The 18,263-nt window shown below is 59.7% G+C and carries 19 protein-coding genes; 8 read left to right on the top strand and 11 right to left on the bottom strand.

Features of this window, described 5'->3' with window-relative positions:
• Positions 1–10: 10 nt before the first annotated feature.
• The 5 genes from fdh3B (at position 11) to MN186_RS04580 (ending at position 3,214) form a co-directional block, all read left to right on the top strand.
• Positions 11–631 (top strand): formate dehydrogenase FDH3 subunit beta, encoded by a 621-nt coding sequence (gene fdh3B / locus MN186_RS04595; protein WP_242112831.1) that lies wholly within the window; start codon positions 11–13, stop codon positions 629–631.
• A gap of 82 nt (positions 632–713) precedes the next feature.
• The gene (locus tag MN186_RS04590; RefSeq protein ID WP_242112822.1) at positions 714–1,898 is read left to right on the top strand and encodes a formate dehydrogenase subunit gamma; all 1,185 of its coding nucleotides are present in this window, start codon (positions 714–716) and stop codon (positions 1,896–1,898) included.
• A 1-nt stretch (position 1,899) separates the two neighbouring features.
• Positions 1,900–2,031 carry a hypothetical protein gene (locus MN186_RS16435; protein WP_255743778.1) on the top strand — a complete coding sequence of 44 codons (132 nt, stop codon included), beginning with the start codon at positions 1,900–1,902 and terminating at the stop codon, positions 2,029–2,031.
• A 78-nt stretch (positions 2,032–2,109) separates the two neighbouring features.
• Positions 2,110–2,490 (top strand): MbcA/ParS/Xre antitoxin family protein, encoded by a 381-nt coding sequence (locus tag MN186_RS04585; RefSeq protein WP_242112820.1) that lies wholly within the window; start codon positions 2,110–2,112, stop codon positions 2,488–2,490.
• Complete coding sequence (locus MN186_RS04580) at positions 2,450–3,214, top strand: RES family NAD+ phosphorylase (RefSeq protein WP_242112811.1); 765 nt, start codon at positions 2,450–2,452, stop codon at positions 3,212–3,214. Before MN186_RS04585 ends, MN186_RS04580 begins: the two co-directional genes overlap by 41 nt.
• Before the next feature lie 30 nt (positions 3,215–3,244).
• Here the strand turns inward: MN186_RS04580 and MN186_RS04575 are convergent, their stop codons facing one another.
• The 6 genes from MN186_RS04575 to MN186_RS04550 form a co-directional block, all read right to left on the bottom strand.
• The gene (locus MN186_RS04575) at positions 3,245–4,018 is read right to left on the bottom strand and encodes a LamB/YcsF family protein (RefSeq protein ID WP_242112809.1); all 774 of its coding nucleotides are present in this window, start codon (positions 4,016–4,018) and stop codon (positions 3,245–3,247) included.
• Between the two features lie 10 nt (positions 4,019–4,028).
• Positions 4,029–5,045: a 5-oxoprolinase subunit C family protein gene (locus tag MN186_RS04570; RefSeq protein WP_242112808.1), complete on the bottom strand. Its 1,017-nt coding sequence runs from the start codon at positions 5,043–5,045 to the stop codon at positions 4,029–4,031.
• The gene (locus MN186_RS04565; RefSeq protein WP_289069586.1) at positions 5,042–5,785 is read right to left on the bottom strand and encodes a 5-oxoprolinase subunit B family protein; all 744 of its coding nucleotides are present in this window, start codon (positions 5,783–5,785) and stop codon (positions 5,042–5,044) included. Before MN186_RS04565 ends, MN186_RS04570 begins: the two co-directional genes overlap by 4 nt.
• 2 nt (positions 5,786–5,787) lie before the next feature.
• Complete coding sequence (locus MN186_RS04560) at positions 5,788–7,083, bottom strand: TRAP transporter large permease (RefSeq protein ID WP_242112806.1); 1,296 nt, start codon at positions 7,081–7,083, stop codon at positions 5,788–5,790.
• A 10-nt stretch (positions 7,084–7,093) separates the two neighbouring features.
• Entirely contained in the window at positions 7,094–7,642 is a 549-nt protein-coding gene (locus MN186_RS04555) for a TRAP transporter small permease (RefSeq protein WP_242112804.1), read from the bottom strand.
• A 61-nt stretch (positions 7,643–7,703) separates the two neighbouring features.
• Positions 7,704–8,675 (bottom strand): TRAP transporter substrate-binding protein, encoded by a 972-nt coding sequence (locus MN186_RS04550; RefSeq protein ID WP_242112802.1) that lies wholly within the window; start codon positions 8,673–8,675, stop codon positions 7,704–7,706.
• 170 nt (positions 8,676–8,845) lie between these two features.
• Here MN186_RS04550 and MN186_RS04545 point away from each other — a divergent pair, with 170 nt between their 5' ends.
• The 3 genes from MN186_RS04545 to MN186_RS04535 all read left to right on the top strand — a co-directional run bounded on the left by MN186_RS04545 (position 8,846) and on the right by MN186_RS04535 (position 11,163).
• Entirely contained in the window at positions 8,846–9,379 is a 534-nt protein-coding gene (locus tag MN186_RS04545; RefSeq protein ID WP_242112800.1) for a winged helix DNA-binding protein, read from the top strand.
• A gap of 110 nt (positions 9,380–9,489) precedes the next feature.
• Positions 9,490–9,690 carry a DUF3008 family protein gene (locus MN186_RS04540; protein ID WP_242112791.1) on the top strand — a complete coding sequence of 67 codons (201 nt, stop codon included), beginning with the start codon at positions 9,490–9,492 and terminating at the stop codon, positions 9,688–9,690.
• A 93-nt stretch (positions 9,691–9,783) separates the two neighbouring features.
• Positions 9,784–11,163, top strand: coding sequence for an NAD-dependent succinate-semialdehyde dehydrogenase (locus MN186_RS04535; protein WP_242112782.1), 1,380 nt, complete (start codon positions 9,784–9,786; stop codon positions 11,161–11,163).
• 33 nt (positions 11,164–11,196) lie between these two features.
• Here the strand turns inward: MN186_RS04535 and MN186_RS04530 are convergent, their stop codons facing one another.
• The 5 genes from MN186_RS04530 to MN186_RS04510 form a co-directional block, all read right to left on the bottom strand.
• Positions 11,197–11,376: a hypothetical protein gene (locus tag MN186_RS04530; RefSeq protein WP_242112773.1), complete on the bottom strand. Its 180-nt coding sequence runs from the start codon at positions 11,374–11,376 to the stop codon at positions 11,197–11,199.
• Positions 11,377–11,389: 13 nt separating this feature from the next.
• A complete protein-coding gene (locus tag MN186_RS04525) occupies positions 11,390–13,453 on the bottom strand; it encodes a 3-hydroxyacyl-CoA dehydrogenase NAD-binding domain-containing protein (RefSeq protein ID WP_242112771.1) in 2,064 nt (687 codons plus the stop codon).
• Positions 13,453–14,736 (bottom strand): acetyl-CoA C-acetyltransferase, encoded by a 1,284-nt coding sequence (locus tag MN186_RS04520; RefSeq protein WP_242112769.1) that lies wholly within the window; start codon positions 14,734–14,736, stop codon positions 13,453–13,455. Before MN186_RS04520 ends, MN186_RS04525 begins: the two co-directional genes overlap by 1 nt.
• Complete coding sequence (locus MN186_RS04515) at positions 14,733–16,979, bottom strand: acyl-CoA dehydrogenase (RefSeq protein ID WP_255743772.1); 2,247 nt, start codon at positions 16,977–16,979, stop codon at positions 14,733–14,735. Before MN186_RS04515 ends, MN186_RS04520 begins: the two co-directional genes overlap by 4 nt.
• A 210-nt stretch (positions 16,980–17,189) precedes the next feature.
• Positions 17,190–18,200: an IS30 family transposase gene (locus tag MN186_RS04510; protein WP_242111182.1), complete on the bottom strand. Its 1,011-nt coding sequence runs from the start codon at positions 18,198–18,200 to the stop codon at positions 17,190–17,192.
• Positions 18,201–18,263 lie beyond the last annotated feature (63 nt).

Below are 18,263 nucleotides of genomic sequence, written 5' to 3'. Positions count from 1 at the left end.
GAGATAGATCATGGCGAGAGCAAAGTTTCTCTGCGACGCTGAACGCTGCATTGAGTGCAACGCCTGCGTCACCGCCTGTAAAAACGAACACGAGGTTCCGTGGGGTATCAACCGTCGGAAGGTTGTGACCATCAATGATGGCCAGCCGGGCGAACGATCGATCTCGGTGGCATGTATGCACTGCTCGGATGCGCCCTGCATGGCGGTGTGTCCGGTGGACTGCTTCTATCAGACTGCCGACGGCATCGTGTTGCACTCCAAGGATCTGTGCATTGGCTGCGGTTACTGCTTCTATGCGTGCCCGTTCGGTGCGCCGCAGTATCCGCAAGCGGGTAATTTCGGGTCGCGCGGCAAGATGGATAAATGCACTTTCTGCGCTGGTGGGCCGGAAGAAAACCACTCGACCGCCGAGTTCGCCAAATACGGTCGCAATCGGATCGCCGAGGGCAAACTGCCGCTTTGTGCCGAGATGTGTTCGACCAAAGCCCTGTTGGCCGGCGACGGTGATACCGTGTCCGACATCTATCGCGAGCGGATCGTCGCGCGTGGCTTTGGGGCTGGCGCCTGGGGCTGGGGCACCGCCTATGGCAAGAAGGGCCAAGCAGGGCCGCGGTTGGGAAGCGGCGGCTGATTTCGCCCGTTTCCGCTGTGATAAACGGGCGGCCCCGGATCGGGCCGCCCATCTTTTGTGACCCGACGTAAGGAACACGCGGATGTTTCGTCTATTTGCAGTTTTTGCCCTGATCTTTGGCTTGCTGGCGCCCGCCGTGGCCCAACAATCCGTGGACACGCCGCGCGCCGAAACAGGCGGGGCGCAAACGCTGGACGATATCCTGCGCCGTCAGGCTCAGCAAAAGGTGGACGACGAATTCCGCCGCTCGGCCACTGGCGATCCCGAAGCTGCCGCGCCCATTACTGCGCCCCTTGGTACGCGCGGGGGACAATCCGACCCCGAGCTTTGGCGCGCGTTGCGGTATGACACGGCGGATGTCACGACCCAGACACGCGGACCTGCCGCCAAGACGCTGATCCAGGATGGCGGCATGTGGTGGCTGAAGTTTCGTGAAGGGCCGCTGTTGACCTATGGCGCGGGCCTTTTGGGGGTCACGCTGGTTCTGTTGGCGCTGTTTTACCTGATCCGTGGCCGTGTCCGCATTGATGGCAAAAAAACGGGCCGCACGATTACGCGTTTCACAGGGGTCGAACGCTTCGGCCATTGGCTCTTGGCGGGATCATTTCTGATCCTTGGCGTGACCGGCCTGATTTCCCTGTTCGGACGCAAGGTGCTGATCCCGACCTTCGGGCACGAGGCATTCTCGACCCTCGCGATCGGCACGAAGTGGGTGCACAACAATATCTCTTGGGCGTTCATCATCGCGCTGGTGATCATCTTTGTGTCGTGGGTCGCCCATAACCTGCCCGACCGCACCGATTTCAAATGGCTGGCGCAAGGTGGTGGGCTTTTTGGCGGTGGGCATCCACCGGCCAAGAAATTCAACGCCGGGCAAAAGCTGATCTTCTGGTCCACGATCGTTCTGGGCGCGTCGATTTCGGTATCGGGTTTGTCGCTGCTGTTTCCTTTTGAATTCAATATCTTCGGCGCGACCTTCGCGGTGCTAAACGATTGGGGCGTGCCGGGGTGGTTCGGGCAGGATGCCTTGCCCTATCCGCTGACCCCGCAGGAAGAAATGCAATATGCCCAGTTGTGGCATGCGGTTGTCAGCTTCGTGTTGCTGGCGATCATCCTTGCGCATATCTATATCGGTTCGGTCGGAATGGAAGGCGCGTTTGACGCCATGGGCAGTGGCGAAGTCGAGGAGCAATGGGCCCGCGAACACCACAGCCTGTGGGTGGACGATGTGCGCAATGCCGAAATGCAGCAAGGGAAGGAAGCGTAGGATGAAAGCGTTCCTGGCAGCAATGGCCGCATTGGTCGTTATCATGATCGGCGCGAACCAGATCCTTGTGCACAGCGATTTCTCGGCCTCGGCGGTGTCGGCTTCGTCAGGCAACGTGCGGCTTCACGACTGACTGGGCGGCACATTCAGGGTTTATTTTCTTTCATGTGGAATATTATAGTGTTAATATTTCTGCAGAAAGGGTGATTTCATGGGAAATGCTCAACTGGAAGCAACAGCGCCTGACCGGGGTGTGGTGTTGACCAAGGCGGTGACGCGGGCCGCCGCGCGTCTTGGACTGTCGGGTAAATATCTGTCCGACGTGATCGGCGTGTCCGAGGCGCAAGTGTCGCGCATGAAACGGGGCGAGATCACGCTGACGGAACACACCAAGGCTTTCGAACTGGCGGCTTTGCTGGTGCGCGTGTTCCGGTCGCTTGATGCGATCGTCGGCGGGGATGACGCCGCCGCGCGCAGTTGGATCGTTGCAGAAAACACCGCCCTGCACGCTCGCCCCATCGACCGCATGATTTCTGTGCAAGGATTGACAGATGTTGCCGCATATCTGGACGCCAGACGCGCTCCGATCTGAACATCGGGCCATCGACTGCGCCGCTTGGCGACTGGTCGAGGCTCAGCACGTCGTCGCCACCCTTGGGCTGGTCGATACGCTGGACGAACAAGCCCTGCTGGAAGATATCCTTGAGGACACAAAACCCCCGATGCCCGACGACTGCCGTGGGCTGGATTACTTGCTCTATACCCCGTTCCGATATCGGCCATACCCGCATGGCTCGCGGTTTCGCAGGGCAGGGTGGACGCCCGGCGTCTGGTATGGGGCCGAGCACCCGGAGACGGCGGTTGCGGAAATGGTGTTTTATCGCTTCTTGTTCTACGCCGAAAGCCCGGCGACCGTGTTCCCGGATGCGCCAGCGGACTACACCGCGTTTTCGGTCGATGTCGAAACCGAGCGGGGGTTGGACCTGACAACGGGGCGATTGGCCGGGTCCAGCGCGGATTGGATGCAGTTGATAGACTATGCGGCCTGTCAGACCCTTGCCGACACCGCCCGCGAAACAGGGGTGGAATTGATCCGCTTCACATCAGTTCGCGACTCTGATGCCCGTGCGAACCTGGCCGTTCTGACCTGTTCGGCATTCAAGGATCGCGCGCCTCAACAACGCCAAAGCTGGCATATCCGCATCAGTGCAAACGGCGCGCAGGCGGTCAGGGACCACCCCCGGTTGGGGCTGGAATTTGGGCGTGACGCGTTCGCGGACGACCCCCGTTTGGGCGGCATGATCTGGGACCGTTAGGGCGACGCGGCGACGGGCGATATTTGTTCATCAAACAGATGCCCCTTTGAACTGGGCCAGAGTGACACCGCCATCCTGCAAGGCGCGCCGCACTTCGGCGGCGATGCTGACGGCAGTCGGCGTGTCGCCGTGCAGGCAGATCGTGTCGATGCGTGTGGAAATCCTTGTGCCGCTTTCGGTGATGATCGCCCCTTCGCGCACCATCTGGGCCATGCGTTTGCCCGCGCGTTCCGGGTCGTGGATGACGGCGCCGGGCTGGCTTCGGTCAACCAACGTCGCGTCGTCATTATAGGCGCGGTCGGCGAACACCTCGCACGCGGCACGGCAGCCCAGGGCCTTCACGGCCCGATGCTGGGCGGTGCCTGCCAGCACCATGATGATGATGTCCGGCGCCACGGACAACGCGGCGTCGTAACAGGCTTTTGCCATGTCCTCATCCTCGGACGCCATGTTCGAGAGCGCACCATGCAATTTCAGGTGACGCACCTCGCCCCCGGTGGCGCGCGCCATCGCCTGTGCCGCACCCAACTGATACCGCACGATATTCTGCAACGAGCTGCGCGCGATAGTCATGCGCTGGCGACCGAAACCGTGCAGATCGGGGAAGCCTGGATGTGCGCCGATGCCGACACCTTTTGCAACCGCGTTCTTCATCGTCTGGGCCATCACGTCCCAGTCGCCCGCGTGAAATCCGCAGGCGATGTTGGCCGATGTCACGATGTCCAGAAGGGCCGCGTCATCGCCCATCTTCCACGCGCCGAAGCTTTCGCCCATATCGGCGTTCAGGTCCACAGATTGTGCCATTGTCTTCTCCTTACATCTCGTCCTCGTCGCCCGCGACGACGCCGCTGATCAGTTGATAGCTCAGCAGGTCGGGCATCTTGTGCGGGTCGCGGATAAGTGGGTGGCGGCGCCCGCGCAGAGCGGCGCGCATCTTGGCGTCCGCGCGCTCCATTTCAACAGCATCCTTGATCCCGACCCAGCGAAATTGAAGCGTCGCACCTGCCGGTGTCTGCGCCACACGCGGCAGATCGCAGGGCAGAACGGTTCCGATCCGCGGATAGCCGCCCGTGGTCTGACATTCCGATATCAGAACAAAAGGGGTGCCGTCGCCAGTGATCTGAATGTCGCCGGGCACGATGACCTCGGAAATCACGTTGCGCCCGCCTTCCACGTGAAACCCGTCGCCGTCGGGTTCCAGCCGTACGCCCATGCGGTTGGCGCGGGCATCGCGGCGCAGGGCAGTGGCTTGCAGCCGCGCCAGTTCCCCATCGGCGAACAGGTGGCTCTGGAAGCTGGCGACGATGCGGACCGTGCCGCCGCCAAACCGGTCGTCGGGCGGCAGGGTCATACCGACCTGCGTCCCGTCATCGGGACCGATCGTTAGCGTGTCGCCATCGGACAAGCGCGCGCCGATCCCTGCCGAAAGATGAGCCGATTCCGCACCAAGGCAATGGCTTCCCGTGACACCGCCACCGATATGCAGATAGCCGTAACTGCCGCCAAGCATTGACCCGATGGACAGCCGCGCACCGGCAGGCAGAAGGTGCGAGGCATTCCACGCCAGTTTGGCCCCATCCAGCGTCACCCGCATCGGGGCGCCGGTCAGGGCGATGCGGGTATCTTGGGTCGCTTTGAGCTCGCCGCCAGCGCCGGCCATCTCGATGGCGGCAAGGTTGGCGGGCTGGCCCAGAAGCGCGGCGCCTTCATGCAAGGCCAGGCGGTCGGCGGCCCCGCCGCGTGACAGGCCGACATCCAGATAACCGGGGCGCCCCAGATCCTGCACCGTCATGCCCGGCCCCGCGCGGAGGATCTTCAGATGCGCGGTCATGGCAGCCGCTCGTTCGTGGCACCGCCGTGGGGATCGCGGCGCATGGTGTCGAGCGTTTCGGGGTCGGTGGGCACGAACTGCACCTCGTCGCCCGGACGCAGCAGAAACGGCTCGTCGGTCTCTGGTTGAAACAGCCGGATCGCCGTCTGCCCCACATGCTGCCATCCGGTCGGCGTGGACACGGAAAACAGCACAAGCTGGCGGATCGCGACCGCCAAAGCCCCTTCGGGAATGCGGTCAGACAGTTGGCTTTGGCGCGGGATGTCCCACGCTTCGGGCAGTTCGCCCAGATAGGGCTGGCCGGGGGCAAAACCGATGGTTTGGACCCTGACGCGCGCCTCGGACAGTGATGTGATCGCGTCCTCTTCGCTCATCCCCGCGGCTTGTGCGGCTTGCCTCAGTTCGGGCGCCAAGGACGTGCCGAAGACGGTCGGGATGCGCCACAGGCGGCGGCCCGCGGGCAGATCGGCGGCATACCAGTCCTGACGCTGCACGAGCGCCTCCAATTGTGCCATCAAGGTGTCGTGGCTCAGATGCAGGGGGTCAAACCGCAGATAAGTGGACAAGAGCGAGGAGGACGTTTCCTCGACCCCGTCCCATGTGGCGGCTTCAACCGCCTCGCGAAAGGCCAGCGCCGCGCGGTTGGCGGGCTCTGTCAGGGTGTTGCCAAAGGTGACGAGCATTCCGTCGACCCCGGCGGTGCGGATTACGGGAAAACCATCTGAGGGGCCTTGGGTCACGGTCACATCTGCTCTGGCAGGAAGGTGACGATCGCGGGGAACACCACGATGATCACAAGCGCCAAGACCATCAGGAAGAAGAAGGGCAGGGCGGCGCGGGCGACCGTCAGAATATCGCGACCCGTCAGCGATTGCAGGACAAACAGGTTGAACCCCACGGGCGGGGTGATCTGGCTCATCTCGACCACGATCACCAGAAAGATGCCGAACCAGAGCGGGTCGATCCCGGCCTGCAACACCATCGGCATGATGACCGAGGCGGTCAGCACCACGACCGAGATCCCGTCCAGAAAGCAGCCCATGATCACGAAGAACACGGTCAGCGCCGCCAGAAGCGTGAAGGTGGACAGGCCCAGTGATCCGATCCATTCGGCCAGAATGCGGGGGATGCCGGTGAAGCCCATCGCGACGGTCAGGAACGACGCGCCCGCCAGAATGAAGGCGATCATGCAGGACGTGACCGTTGCCCCCATCAGCCCGCCCATAAAGCTTTCGCGGGTCAAGGTGCCCGAGCTCCACGACAGAACCAGCGCCAGCACGACACCCACGGCAGCAGCGTCGGTCGGCGACGCGATCCCGGCATAGATCGAGCCGATGACACCCGCGATCAGCAAGACCACCGGCAACAGCCGCCGCGATCGGTGCAGTTTTTCACGAAACGTTGCGCTGATATCCTCCATCGGCAGGCTGTCACGATTGAGCAGCGCCCAGATTACAACGTAGCCGACGAACAGAGACACCAGAAGCACGCCGGGCAGAATGCCCGCGATGAACAGCCGCGCGATGGATTGTTCGGTCGCCACGCCATAGACGATCAGGATGATGGATGGCGGGATCAAAAGGCCCAGCGTGGCCGATCCTGCAAGCGTGCCGATGACAAGCCGTTCGGGATAGCCGCGCCGCGACAGTTCGGGGATGGACAGTTTGCCGATCGTGGCCGCCGTTGCCGCAGACGACCCCGATACAGCCGCAAATATCCCGCAGGCAAACACGTTGACGTGCAGAAGCTGGCCGGGCAACCGGTTCATCCATGGCGATAGACCTGCGAACATATCCTCGCTCAACCGTGATCGGAACAGGATTTCGCCCATCCAGATGAACAGGGGCAGCGCCGCCAGCGCCCAGGAATTGCTGTGCCCCCACATCGTTGTTGCCATGACAAGCCCCAAGGGCGCGTCGGAAAACAGCGCCATCGCCGCAATTCCCACGCCCAGCAGCGAAAACGCCACCCACAGACCGGCCCCAAGAAAGCCGAACAACAGGATCATCAGTATGATGGACAATGCGGCAACTGACATGGGCGGTATCCTATTCGCTTAGTAGGTTTTCGCCCTTGTCTTCCCACGTGGCGCGGTGCCCGCGAAGAAGGCCGACCAGTTCATCGGCAAGCGCAAGTGTAAGAATGGATAGGCCCAGAGCCAAGGGAAGCTGCGGCAACCATAAAGGAACTGAAACCATGCCCGAACTGCGATCCCCGAATTCGATGGATTCACCCACCAGCAGAATCACATACCAGGTGGCATATGCGCTCATCGCCAAGGCAATTAGGACCACGAAGATATCGACCTTCCGACGCGGACGCGCGGGCAGGCGGTTGGTCAGCAATGTAACCCTAATATGCCCGCCTGCACGCAATGTGTAAGCCAGCGCAAGGAAGGTCGAGGCGGCAAGAAAGAACCCCGTGAAATCCGCGTAGGAAGGGATCGTTAGCCCGATACTTTTGTCAAACAAACCGGCAGCGATCTTGTCGGCCAAGTTCAGACAGACCTGTGTGAAAACCAACACGACGATGGCAAGTATGAAAACCGCCGCCAATCCGCCCGCCGCACGATAGATGAAATCAAGACCACGCCGCATGGCTGTCCCTTTCAAAGCTGTGTGGCCGGGCGCTGGATCGCGCCCGGCCGTTTGCTTGGGCTTATTGCTGATAGGCGTTCAGCAGCGCCTCGCCGGTTTCGCCGGCATCAGTCTTCCAGCTTTCCAGCATTTGCGCCCCGATCTCGCGCAAGCCGGTCATCAGTTCGTCTGACGGCTCGACCACGGTGATCCCGTTTTCGGCCAGCACAGCAGTCTGTGCTTCGGTTTCCGCACGGCTCATGTCCCACCCGCGCGCCTCAGCCGCGGCGGCGGCGTCAAGCACGGCGGTTTGTGTGGCATCGTCCAGCCTGCGGAAAGACCGCTTGTTGACCACAACGATGTTCTTCGGAAGCCACGCCTGAATATTGGTGTAGTGCGACAGGAAATCCCATGCCTTGGAGTTTACACCTGTGGAAGGTGAGGTGATCATCGCCTCGACACGGCCGGTGCTGAAAGCCTGCGGAATATCCGGCACCTCGACCTGCGTGGGGGCGGCGCCTGACAGGTTCGCAAACTCTTCCAACGTGGCATTGTAGGTGCGGAACTTGAGACCGGCCAGATCGTCAACGGACGCAATTTCTTTCGTTGTATAAAGACCCTGTGGCGGCCACGCCACAGCATAAAGTGCCATCAGTCCCTGCTCATCCAAAAGTCCGTCTATTACGTCTTTTTGCGCGGCCCAAAGACGTTCGGCGTCTTCATAGTTGGTGGCCAAAAACGGCATAGAGTCCGCCCCGAATACGGCATTGTCGTTGGCTAGCAGTGACAGGAAAAACTCGCCGATCGGAACCTGCCCGCTGCGCACCGCTTTGCTGATCTCGGGGTGTTTGAATAGCGACCCGGCCGAATGAACCTTGATTTCAAGATTGCCATCGGTGGCGGCGGATACGTCCTTTGCGAATTCGTTGATATTGACGGTATGGAATGTCGCATCGGGATATGGCGTTGGCATATCCCATGTTTCGGCCTGCACCTGAACAGCAAGTCCAGCCAAGGCGGCAACCGCCCCGCCCAAGTAACGCGATACAAACATTTTTAATCCTCCCAGAATCCATGTTTCTGCGTGACGTTTGTCATAACGTTTGTAAAATGTCAACGTTTCGCTAATAATGGTCACGATGGATGTGAAGGATTAGTGATTGTTGAAATCACACAATCATCATGACACAACATAGGTGAAACGTCGGGGTTTTATAAACATAGATGGCAGAGATCATGACCGAACACAGCACTGACAACCGGCGGATCGTGTCCTCGCGCCACTTGGCAGAAGGCGAGGGGTGGGAGCTGTCCGAATTGGAATTTGGTATGATCATCGCCTTCAACGCGTTCTCGCGTTGGACGACCCGCTGTATGGCCGCTGCAGGGCAGTCCGAACTCAGCCCTCTCGACATCCTTATCCTGCACAACGTCAACCACCGCGCCCGCGATAAGCGTCTGTCCGACATCTGCTTTCTGCTGAACATCGAAGACAGCCACAACGTCAACTATGCCCTGCGCAAACTGCTGAAAGCCGGCCTTCTGATGACCGAGAAGCGCGGGAAAGAGGTATTTTACAGCACATCCCCGGAAGGCGTGTCTCTTTGTAAAGCCTACCGCGACGTGCGCCGCCAATGCCTGCTGGACGGGCTGGCCTCTACCGACCTGTCAGGCACCGAAATGCGCGAACTTGCCCGCAATTTGCGCGCATTGTCAGGTCATTACGATCAGGCAAGCCGGGCGGCTGCGTCGTTATAAGCCAGGGCTCTGACCAGAGAAATCTAACAAAGCCGACCGCCCTGCGGGAACCTTTCGTCCGCATTCATCGTTTTTAAAGCGAGTGCAACGCAGATTTGAAAGGAAAGACCATGCCAGCCAAATCCAAAGCCCAACAGAAAGCCGCAGGTGCGGCGCTGTCCGCCAAGAGGGGCGAGACGAACGTGTCTGACCTGCAAGGTGCGTCGAAAGACATGTACGACACGATGAGCGAGGAGGAACTGGAAGATTTCGCTTCAACCTCGCGTGATGGATTGCCGGATTATGTCGAAGAGGATGAGGAGGCGGATTGATGAAATGGATAAACGTTGCCGTCGTTCGCTCGGAACTTTGCGGACACCTGACGCGTTTACCTTAAATTCGATGAACCGAGGGAGGCTTTTCACATGACCAATGGTATCCAAACAATCAATCCCGCAACCGGCGAAGCCTTGCAGACCTATCCCCTGATGTCGGACGATCAGATGACGTCAGCCATCGAGGCCTGTCACGAGGCGTTTCTAATGTGGCGGCACAAAGACCATTCCGAACGCGCCAAAGTCATCAAAGCCATCGGTGAAAAGCTTCGTGAAAACAGTGATGAACTGGCCCAGTTGATGACCGCTGAGATGGGCAAACTCCTATCTCAGAGCCAGCAGGAGATAGAGCTTTGCACCGCCATTTGCGACTGGACCGCGCAGAACGGCCCGGATGCATTGGCCCCGGAAGAACGGGCGTTGCCGGATGGGGGTGAGGGTCAAATCGTTTATTCCCCGATCGGTGTCGTCTATGGAATTCAGCCGTGGAACTTTCCCGCCTATCAGGTCATCCGGTATTCCATCGCTAATCTGATGGCCGGGAACGGCGTCCTTTTGAAGCACGCCAGTTCGGTCACCGGCAGCGGCAAAATGCTGGAAAAGCTTTATCGCGAGGCCGGACTCCCTGAACATCTTTTTAAAGTGTTGGTCATCTCGCATGACCAATCAAATGCGGTCATAGACAATGATCTTGTGCGGGGCGTGACCCTGACCGGAAGCCCCGCTGCGGGTGCCGTTGTTGCCGAACGCGCAGGGAAAATGTTGAAGAAGACCGTGCTCGAACTGGGGTCGAACGACGCCTATATCGTGCTTGGGGACGCGGATTTGGATCAAGCGGTAAAAATGTGCGTTCAAGGGCGCATCTATAACAATGGTGAAACCTGTATCGCAGCGAAACGTTTCATCGTTGTAGATGAAATCTACGATGAATTTTGCAAAGCCTTCGTCAACGCGATGCAAAACGCCCGGTTCGGTGATCCCATGAAAAACGGTGTGGATATGGGGCCGATGGCCCGCAATGATCTGCGCGATGATCTACACAGGCAGGTTAAGGAAAGCGTGGGGAAAGGCGCGCGTATTCTCTGCGGCGGAACGATCCCTGACGGTGATGGGTACTTTTATCCGGCAACCGTTCTGGCCAACGTCGCGCCGGGCCAGCCGGCTTATGATGATGAATTGTTCGGTCCCGTGGCCGCATTGATCCGAGCCAAGGATACTGACGATGCGATGCGCGTTGCGAATGACAGTAAATATGGTCTGGGCGGCGGTATTTTCTCGGGTGATGTGAACCGGGCCAAAAAACTTGCAGCTGACCATTTCGATACGGGCATGGTGTTCATCAATGGATTTGGCCTTGCGACACCCAACATGCCATTCGGAGGTGTGAAACAATCTGGCTATGGCCGAGAGCATGGTGGCTTCGGCATGAAAGAGTTCGTCAATGCCAAAGCCTTGCACATAACCACCTGACCTAAAGGCGCGTCATTGATGAAATGCGCGATATCACCGATCCTTCGCGATTATGCGTAGTGCATCGCGAAAGGCCCACGCCGTCAGCCCGCCGCCCGTTGTCCAGCCCATGCGTTTGATCGCCTGAACTTCGTCAGGGTGCGGCGGGTTTGCGACGGCGATCAGGGCCGCAATGCAGTCGGCCTTCGTGCCCGCGCAGCCGCATCTGTCCATCACCGCTTCTGCATCAAATGTTTGACCAACCGCGATCAGGGGCAAAGCGTGGACCGTGCCGGTCGGCCAGATTCTTCAACCGGGCCGTGATATCTTCTGTGCCGCGCTGGCGTGCGTAATGCATCGGGCCGCCGCGAAACGGAGGGAAGCCAGTGGCAAAAATCATCGCGCCGTCGACTTCGTCCGCGCTGCCCACGATATCCTTGCGCAAACACTCGATACATGCGTCCAGCATGGGAAGGATAAGCCGGTCCGTCAGATCATCTGGCGCATCATCCAGCGACGCATCCGGTCGCGGTGTGCCTTGTGACCAGTCATAGAACCCGCGCCCGGTCTTTTTACCAAGCTCGCCTTTATCAACTTTCTTGCGCAAATCATCGCTGATCTTCGCCAGAGGTTTGTCCAAAGCCGCCTTCAGGCTGTCGCCCACATGCAGCCCGATATCAAGACCGACCTGATCGGCCAGCGCGACAGGTCCCATCGGCATCCCGAAGCGAATGGCGGCGGTGTCGATGACCTCTTTCGCGATGCCTTCGTCCATCAGTACCATTGCCTCAAGTAAATATGGGGTCAGTGCGCGATTGACGAGGAAGCCGGGATAATCGCGCACCTGCACCGGCAACCGATCAATGCCCCCGCAGAACGCGGCAAGGCGGGTTATGGTTTCTTTGTCGGTGCCGTTGTGTCGGACGACCTCGACCAACTGCATTTTTGACACGGGGTTAAAGAAATGCAGTCCCGCGAAACGTTTGATGTCGGGAGCGGCCGTCTTCAAATCGTCCAGCGACAACGAGGATGTGTTGCTCGCAAGGATCGCACCGGGCTTTATTTGCGCCGCAACACTGTCATAGATTTTGCGCTTGGTCTCAACCTTTTCCGGTCCCGCTTCGATCACCAGATCGGCATGGGCAACGCCGTATCCGCGGGGGTCGGGCACCATCCGGTCAAGAGCATCGCGGATTTCGATATCCGACAGGTGCGCGCCTTCGGCAATCTTACGGGTCTGTGCCACAGCCTGCCCCAGTGGGGCGGTGTCGACATCCCCCAAGGTGACGCGTTTGCCTTTCACCGCAGCCCAAGCCGCGATCTCGGCCCCCATTGCACCGGCACCGATCACGTGAACATGGGCGATGTCATCTGCGCCGCGTGGTCCATCCTTCAGGCGCTGGCGCAGGAAAAACACCCGGCGGAGGTTTTTTGAGGTGTCCGTATCCAGTAACTCGGTGAAACTGTCGATTTCCGCCTGCTGCATCGCGTCGCGGTCGTCCCCGTGCTGTTCCCAATTGTCGATCAGTCGATAGGGCGCGGGGTAGTGTTCTTTTGGCGCCTGTTTTTCGGTCTCATTGCGCATTTGGCGGGCGGCGAGGCTGCGCCCACCGTATTTCAAAGCCCGCGCCTTGACACCAAGGCTGCGGTCGGCCTCGTGCTCAAGCATTGCATGGACCGCAGCGGCGATATGGCGTTCGCGCACAATCTCGTCCACGATGCCAAGTGATTTGGCTTTCTTCGTATGCGCCGTTTTGCCGGTCAGCATCAGCGTCATTGCCTCTAGTGGGTCGATCAGCGCAGGCAAGCGGAAGGTTGCGCCAAGGCCGGGATGCAGGCCCAGTTTCACCTCGGGCGCGCCGAAACTGGCCCCTGGCACGGCAATGCGCCGTTCACAGGCAAGCGCGATTTCCAGACCAGCCCCAATGGCGGGCCCATGCACCACGGCGATGGTGGGGCAGGGCAGCGCTTCAAGCCGGTCAAGCACCGCATGGCCCTGACGCAACATATCGGTGGCACCGTCGCGTGCCATGTCGTCGAATTGTTTGATATCGGCTCCGACGGCGAAACCCGCAGGTTTGGCCGAACGGATCACGACACCTTTGGGGGGCTGTTGTTCCAGCCGATCCAATTCGGTCGCCAGCCCTTCGATTTCGGCGCGCGCGATGGTATTGACTGAACTGCCCTCGCAATCCAGAACCAGCCAGACGACGCCGTTATCTTCGCCCCGTCGCCAAGGGTGGGCGGCTTGGGTCGCTGGGCCAAGTTCGAGTTTCGTTTCGCCCATATGGCGCAGAACAGGTCCGATCATCACACAGCCTCCAACATCATTGCACCGCCCAGTCCGCCACCGATACATTCGGTCGCGATACCCGTCTTGCGGTCAAGCCTTCGCATCGCGTTCGCCAAATGTAGCACGATCCGGTTGCCACTGGTGCCCACCGGATGGCCCAAGGAAATTGCGCCGCCATCAACGTTAAGCCGGTCACGGTCAATCCGCCCGAACGCGCCGTCCAGCCCCAGAACCTCGCGGCAGAACTCGTCATGCTGCCAAGCGGCAAGACAGGCCAGAACCTGCGCGGCGAACGCTTCGTTCAGTTCCCACAGCCCTACATCGTCCAAATCCATCCCGTTGCGCCGCGCAAGCGGGGTCGAGGCCAGAACCGGGCCAAGCCCCATAATCTTTGGGTCCAGTGCCGCCCATTCGCTGTCCACAATCCGCGCCAACGGTGTCAGCCCGTGCTTTTCCACCGCGTCCTCGGACGCAACGATGACCCAGGACGCGCCATCGGTGATCTGGCTGGAATTGCCCGCCGTGACCTTGCCATGAGGGCGTTCAAACGCCGGTTTCGGCTTGGCAAGCCCTTCCATATTGCTGTCAGGGCGCACGCCGTTGTCGTGGTCATAAACGGTGCCGTCATTGTCAAAGGCTGGCATGACCTCGTCCGTCAGCCAGCCTTCTTCTTGCGCTTTGGCAAGCCGCAGATGGCTTTCCATCGCATAGGCATCCGCCGTCTTGCGGTCGATGTCGAAATGGTGCGCCAGCACCTCGGCTGTTTGTCCCATGTTCAGTGTGGTGATCGGGTCGGTCAGACCGCGTTCCAGCCCGATAACGGGCTTGAAAAAATCCGGACGCAGCCCGGTCAACGCTTTGGCCTGCGCCACGGGCCCCTTGGCTTGCGCCATGCCGCCAAACCATTCCACCGCGTCTTGGCGAAGGGTCAGGGGCGCGTGGCTTAACGCCTCGGCCCCACCTGCTAGGATCATGTCGTGGCTGCCGTCACGGATATAGCGATAGGCGGTATCAATTGACTGCATCCCTGATCCGCAATTGATCTGCATGGTGAACGCGACCATCTCGGCCCCTAATCCCAGCCGCAAGGCGGCCACGCGCGCCGGGTTCATTTCGTCCGCGATCACGTTGACGCAGCCAAGGATCACCAGATCAAGTGCGCGCGGATCAAACATTTGACGCAAAAGCAGCGGGCGCCCACATTGCACCGCAAGATCGACAGGTGTGAAAGGGCCGGGTTTGCCTTCGGCCTTCAAAAAGGGCGTGCGGGCCCCATCGACAAGATAAACGGGACGGGTCATTCTGCAGCCTCCTGATGCTTGGTCGGCACCTTCAGTTCGGGGTAAAGGGCAGCTAGTTCTTTCGGCGTGTATTCATCAACGGCGATCACCTTGTCGACCAGTGCCTGCATCTCTGCGATCCGGGTGGCGTCGGCGTCCGAGATAACGCCGGCCTCCAGCCCGCTTTCGGGTGTCAACTTCGCCTCGCGCAGTTTTTTCATCAAAGGCGCACAGTCGATCACGGCAGCGTAAGCCTTGTTCAGATCTATGATGCCATCCCGCGCACATCCTTCAAAGACCCGTCCCGTGATACGGTCACGGGTGTCTGAGGGTTCATAGATCAGGTCTGCACACTCCTTGATAAGCTTGTCGGATGGCCCGCGCGCGCGACCACCGGGCAGTGTGATCGCCCGTAAAAGCCATGCGGCCCACCGCGCAGGGAATGCGTCAAGTACCTCGTCCAGCGCCAACTGAATACGTTGGATACCGCGTGCGGCGGTGTATTCCACCACGGGCAGGTCGGCCTGTTGCTGCCCTTCATCCTGCCAACGTTTGAGGGTGGCGGAAAGGATATACATTTCAGACAAGATATCGCCCATGCGCGCCGAAATCATCTCGTTCCGCTTCAGGGCGCCACCCATCGTCAGGAACGCAAAATCGGCGGTCAGCGCATAGGCTGCGGACCAACGCGCCAACTGGCGATAGGCCCAGGTCATCTTGCCTGCTTTCGGGGCTGGGGCGAAGTATCCGCCCGTCCATGCCCGCCCAATGGCACGCCCCATCGTCTTGGTCGTATGGCTGACATGCGCCCAGAAACTGCGATCGAACTTTTCAAGACTTTTGCTGTCGTCGGCTTCGGACAGGGCCTGAACGTTGTCCAACATATGAGGATGCGCCCGGATCGCGCCTTGCCCGAAGATAATCAGGCTACGGGTGACGATATTGGCCCCCTCGACCGTGATGCCGATGGGCACCGCGCGATAAAGCGGCAACAAATAATTGGAAGGTCCGTCGATAACCGCTTTGCCGGAATGCACGTCCATCGCGTCGTTAATCGCATCGCGCATACGGAACGTGGCGTGCGCTTTCATTATCGCCGAGATGATCGAAAGCGCATGGCCTTCGTCAAGGCCGGCGCAGGTCAGGCGGCGGGCTGCATCCATAGAATACGCGTCAGCGGCGAGCCGCCCCAAACGCACTTGAACCCCGCCAAACATACCGATGGGCAGGTTGAACTGTTCCCGGATGCGCGAATATGCACCGGTGGTATGCGCCGACAGGGCGATGGCGGCACAGCCCATTGACGGCAGCGAAATGCCGCGCCCGGCGGCCAGCGCGCTCATCAACATCATCCAGCCACGCCCGGCATATTCCGGCCCGCCGATGATGTGATCCAAAGGAATAAACACGTCCGTGCCTGTTGTCGGCCCGTTCATAAACATTGTGGACGACGGAATATGACGCCGCCCTATATCTACCCCCGCAAGATCGGTGGGGATCAAGGCGCAGGTGATGCCGATGTCTTCCACATCGCCCAGATGCCCGTGGGGGTCGCGCAGTTTGAAGGCAAGGCCCAGTACGGTGCAGACGGGCGACAAGGTGATATACCGCTTGGCCCAGTTCAGCCGGATGCCCAGCACTTCCTCGCCTTGCCATTGGCCCTTTTCGATCACGCCGTCATCTTTCATGGCCGCCGCGTCAGACCCAGCCTCGGCGCTGGTCAGGCCAAAGGCGGGCAATTCGCGGCCATCCGCAAGACGGGGTAGCCAGTGTTCTTTCTGGTCATCGGTCCCGAACATATGCAAAAGCTCACCCGGTCCAAGCGAATTGGGGACCATCACGGTTACGGCGGCCGCAACGGAACGGGTGGACAAAAACCGCACGACTTCGGAATGGGCATAGGCCGAGAAGCCCAGCCCACCATGTTTTTTGTCGATAATCATGCCAAAGAATTTATGCTGACGCAGAAAAGCCCAAGCTTCGGGTGGCAGGTCAGCGGCTTCGTGGTTGATTTTCCAATCGTCTATCAGGGCGCAGAGTTCACGGCACGGCCCTCCAAGGAAAGTGCGTTCTTCTTCCGTCAATTGTGGTTCGGCGACAGCTGCGAGTTTCGACCAGTTGGGGTTGCCGGAAAACAACTCGGCCTCCCACCAGATGTCACCCGCTTGCAATGCTTCGGCCTCGGTCTGGCTAAGGCTAGGCATAACTTTTCGAGCCCATTTGTGAATAGGTTTGGTAAGGATGTTGCGGCGTAAATCCGACATAATAGAACCTCCGCGGCGGTGGGTGCCTCATAACTCAACGCATGACATCACACTAAAGTTCCATAGTCGCTGTTTAGGACTGCCCACGCTCCAACAGATTAGTGTATTGCGCGACGGAACGGCGAAGGGCCTGCTTGGCGTCGGTCGGGACAATCTTGTGGGGGTTTTCTGTGTGAACTCACGGCGAAGTGCAACTATCTGATATCGTTTCTATTCTATCCCATTGCTAATTGCCAGCAGCTCGCTTTCAAAGACCTCTGCAGGCGTTCTATAGCCAAGGCATTTGCGCGGCGTGGAATTGAGGCGGTGGCAAATCGACCTCAAATATCGATTTGTCAACGCCGTCGGATCGGTCGAGCGGGGCAGGTACTTTCGCAACCTGTTGTTGGTATTCTCGACCGTACCTTTCTGCCACGGCGCCTGCGGATCGCAGAACCAGCTGTCCGCGCCGATCCCGTCTTTCAGCTTGCGCCAGGCCGAGAACTCGGTGCCTCGGTCGAAGGTAATCGACTGGCGCGCATCCGCGGGCAGAGGCGCGAGGCCCTGGATCAGGGCTTCCATGATCGGTTTGGACTGGCGGTCCTCGTTTCGCATCACCACCGTGTAGCGGCTGACGCGCTCGACCAGGGAGGTGACGTTGATCTTGCCGTGTTCCTTGCGGAACATCATCAGATCGCACTCCCAGTGGCCGAACTCGGTGCGCTCGGAGACACGTTCGGGCCTGTGTGACAGGCTTTGGCTGTCGAAGATGTGGGTTCGGTTGTGTCGCCGATACCCTCGCGGTCGGCGGCGTCTGCGATGCTCTGGGAGGTGGCGATAGAACTGTTCTTCGCGGCCGTCCTTCGAGTAGGCGAAACGGTAGATCGTCTCGTGGCTGACACGGACCGGATGGCGCTCCAGGCGCATGCGACCGGCGATCTGTTCGGGGGACCAACCGGCCTTGAGGCGGTCTTCGACGGCGGCTTTCAGCTCGGGGTTCACGATCAGCTTGCGGTGGACGGCACGGCGCTCTTCGGAGAGGCGTTGCGCGGTCACCGAGTAGTAGCCGTTCAACTCCGGGATTTCTTTGTCGTCATAGTAATTGCGCTTCAGTTCGCGGTAGATCGACGACGGTGCGCGGCCCAGCCGGTCCGCAATTTCGGGAACCGGCATTTTTGCGTCATGCCATTTGTCGATCTTGCGGCGCTCTTCGAACGTCAGGTGAGAGTAGTGGCTTCCCATTCATCAATCTCCATGCAAACCTCTGTTTGAATACAGAATTTGCACTTCGTTTGTGAATCCACC

Source organism: Aliiroseovarius sediminis, from assembly GCF_022678485.1.
GTDB lineage: Bacteria > Pseudomonadota > Alphaproteobacteria > Rhodobacterales > Rhodobacteraceae > Aliiroseovarius > Aliiroseovarius sediminis.
This window is presented reverse-complemented; position numbering and strand designations above follow the sequence as displayed.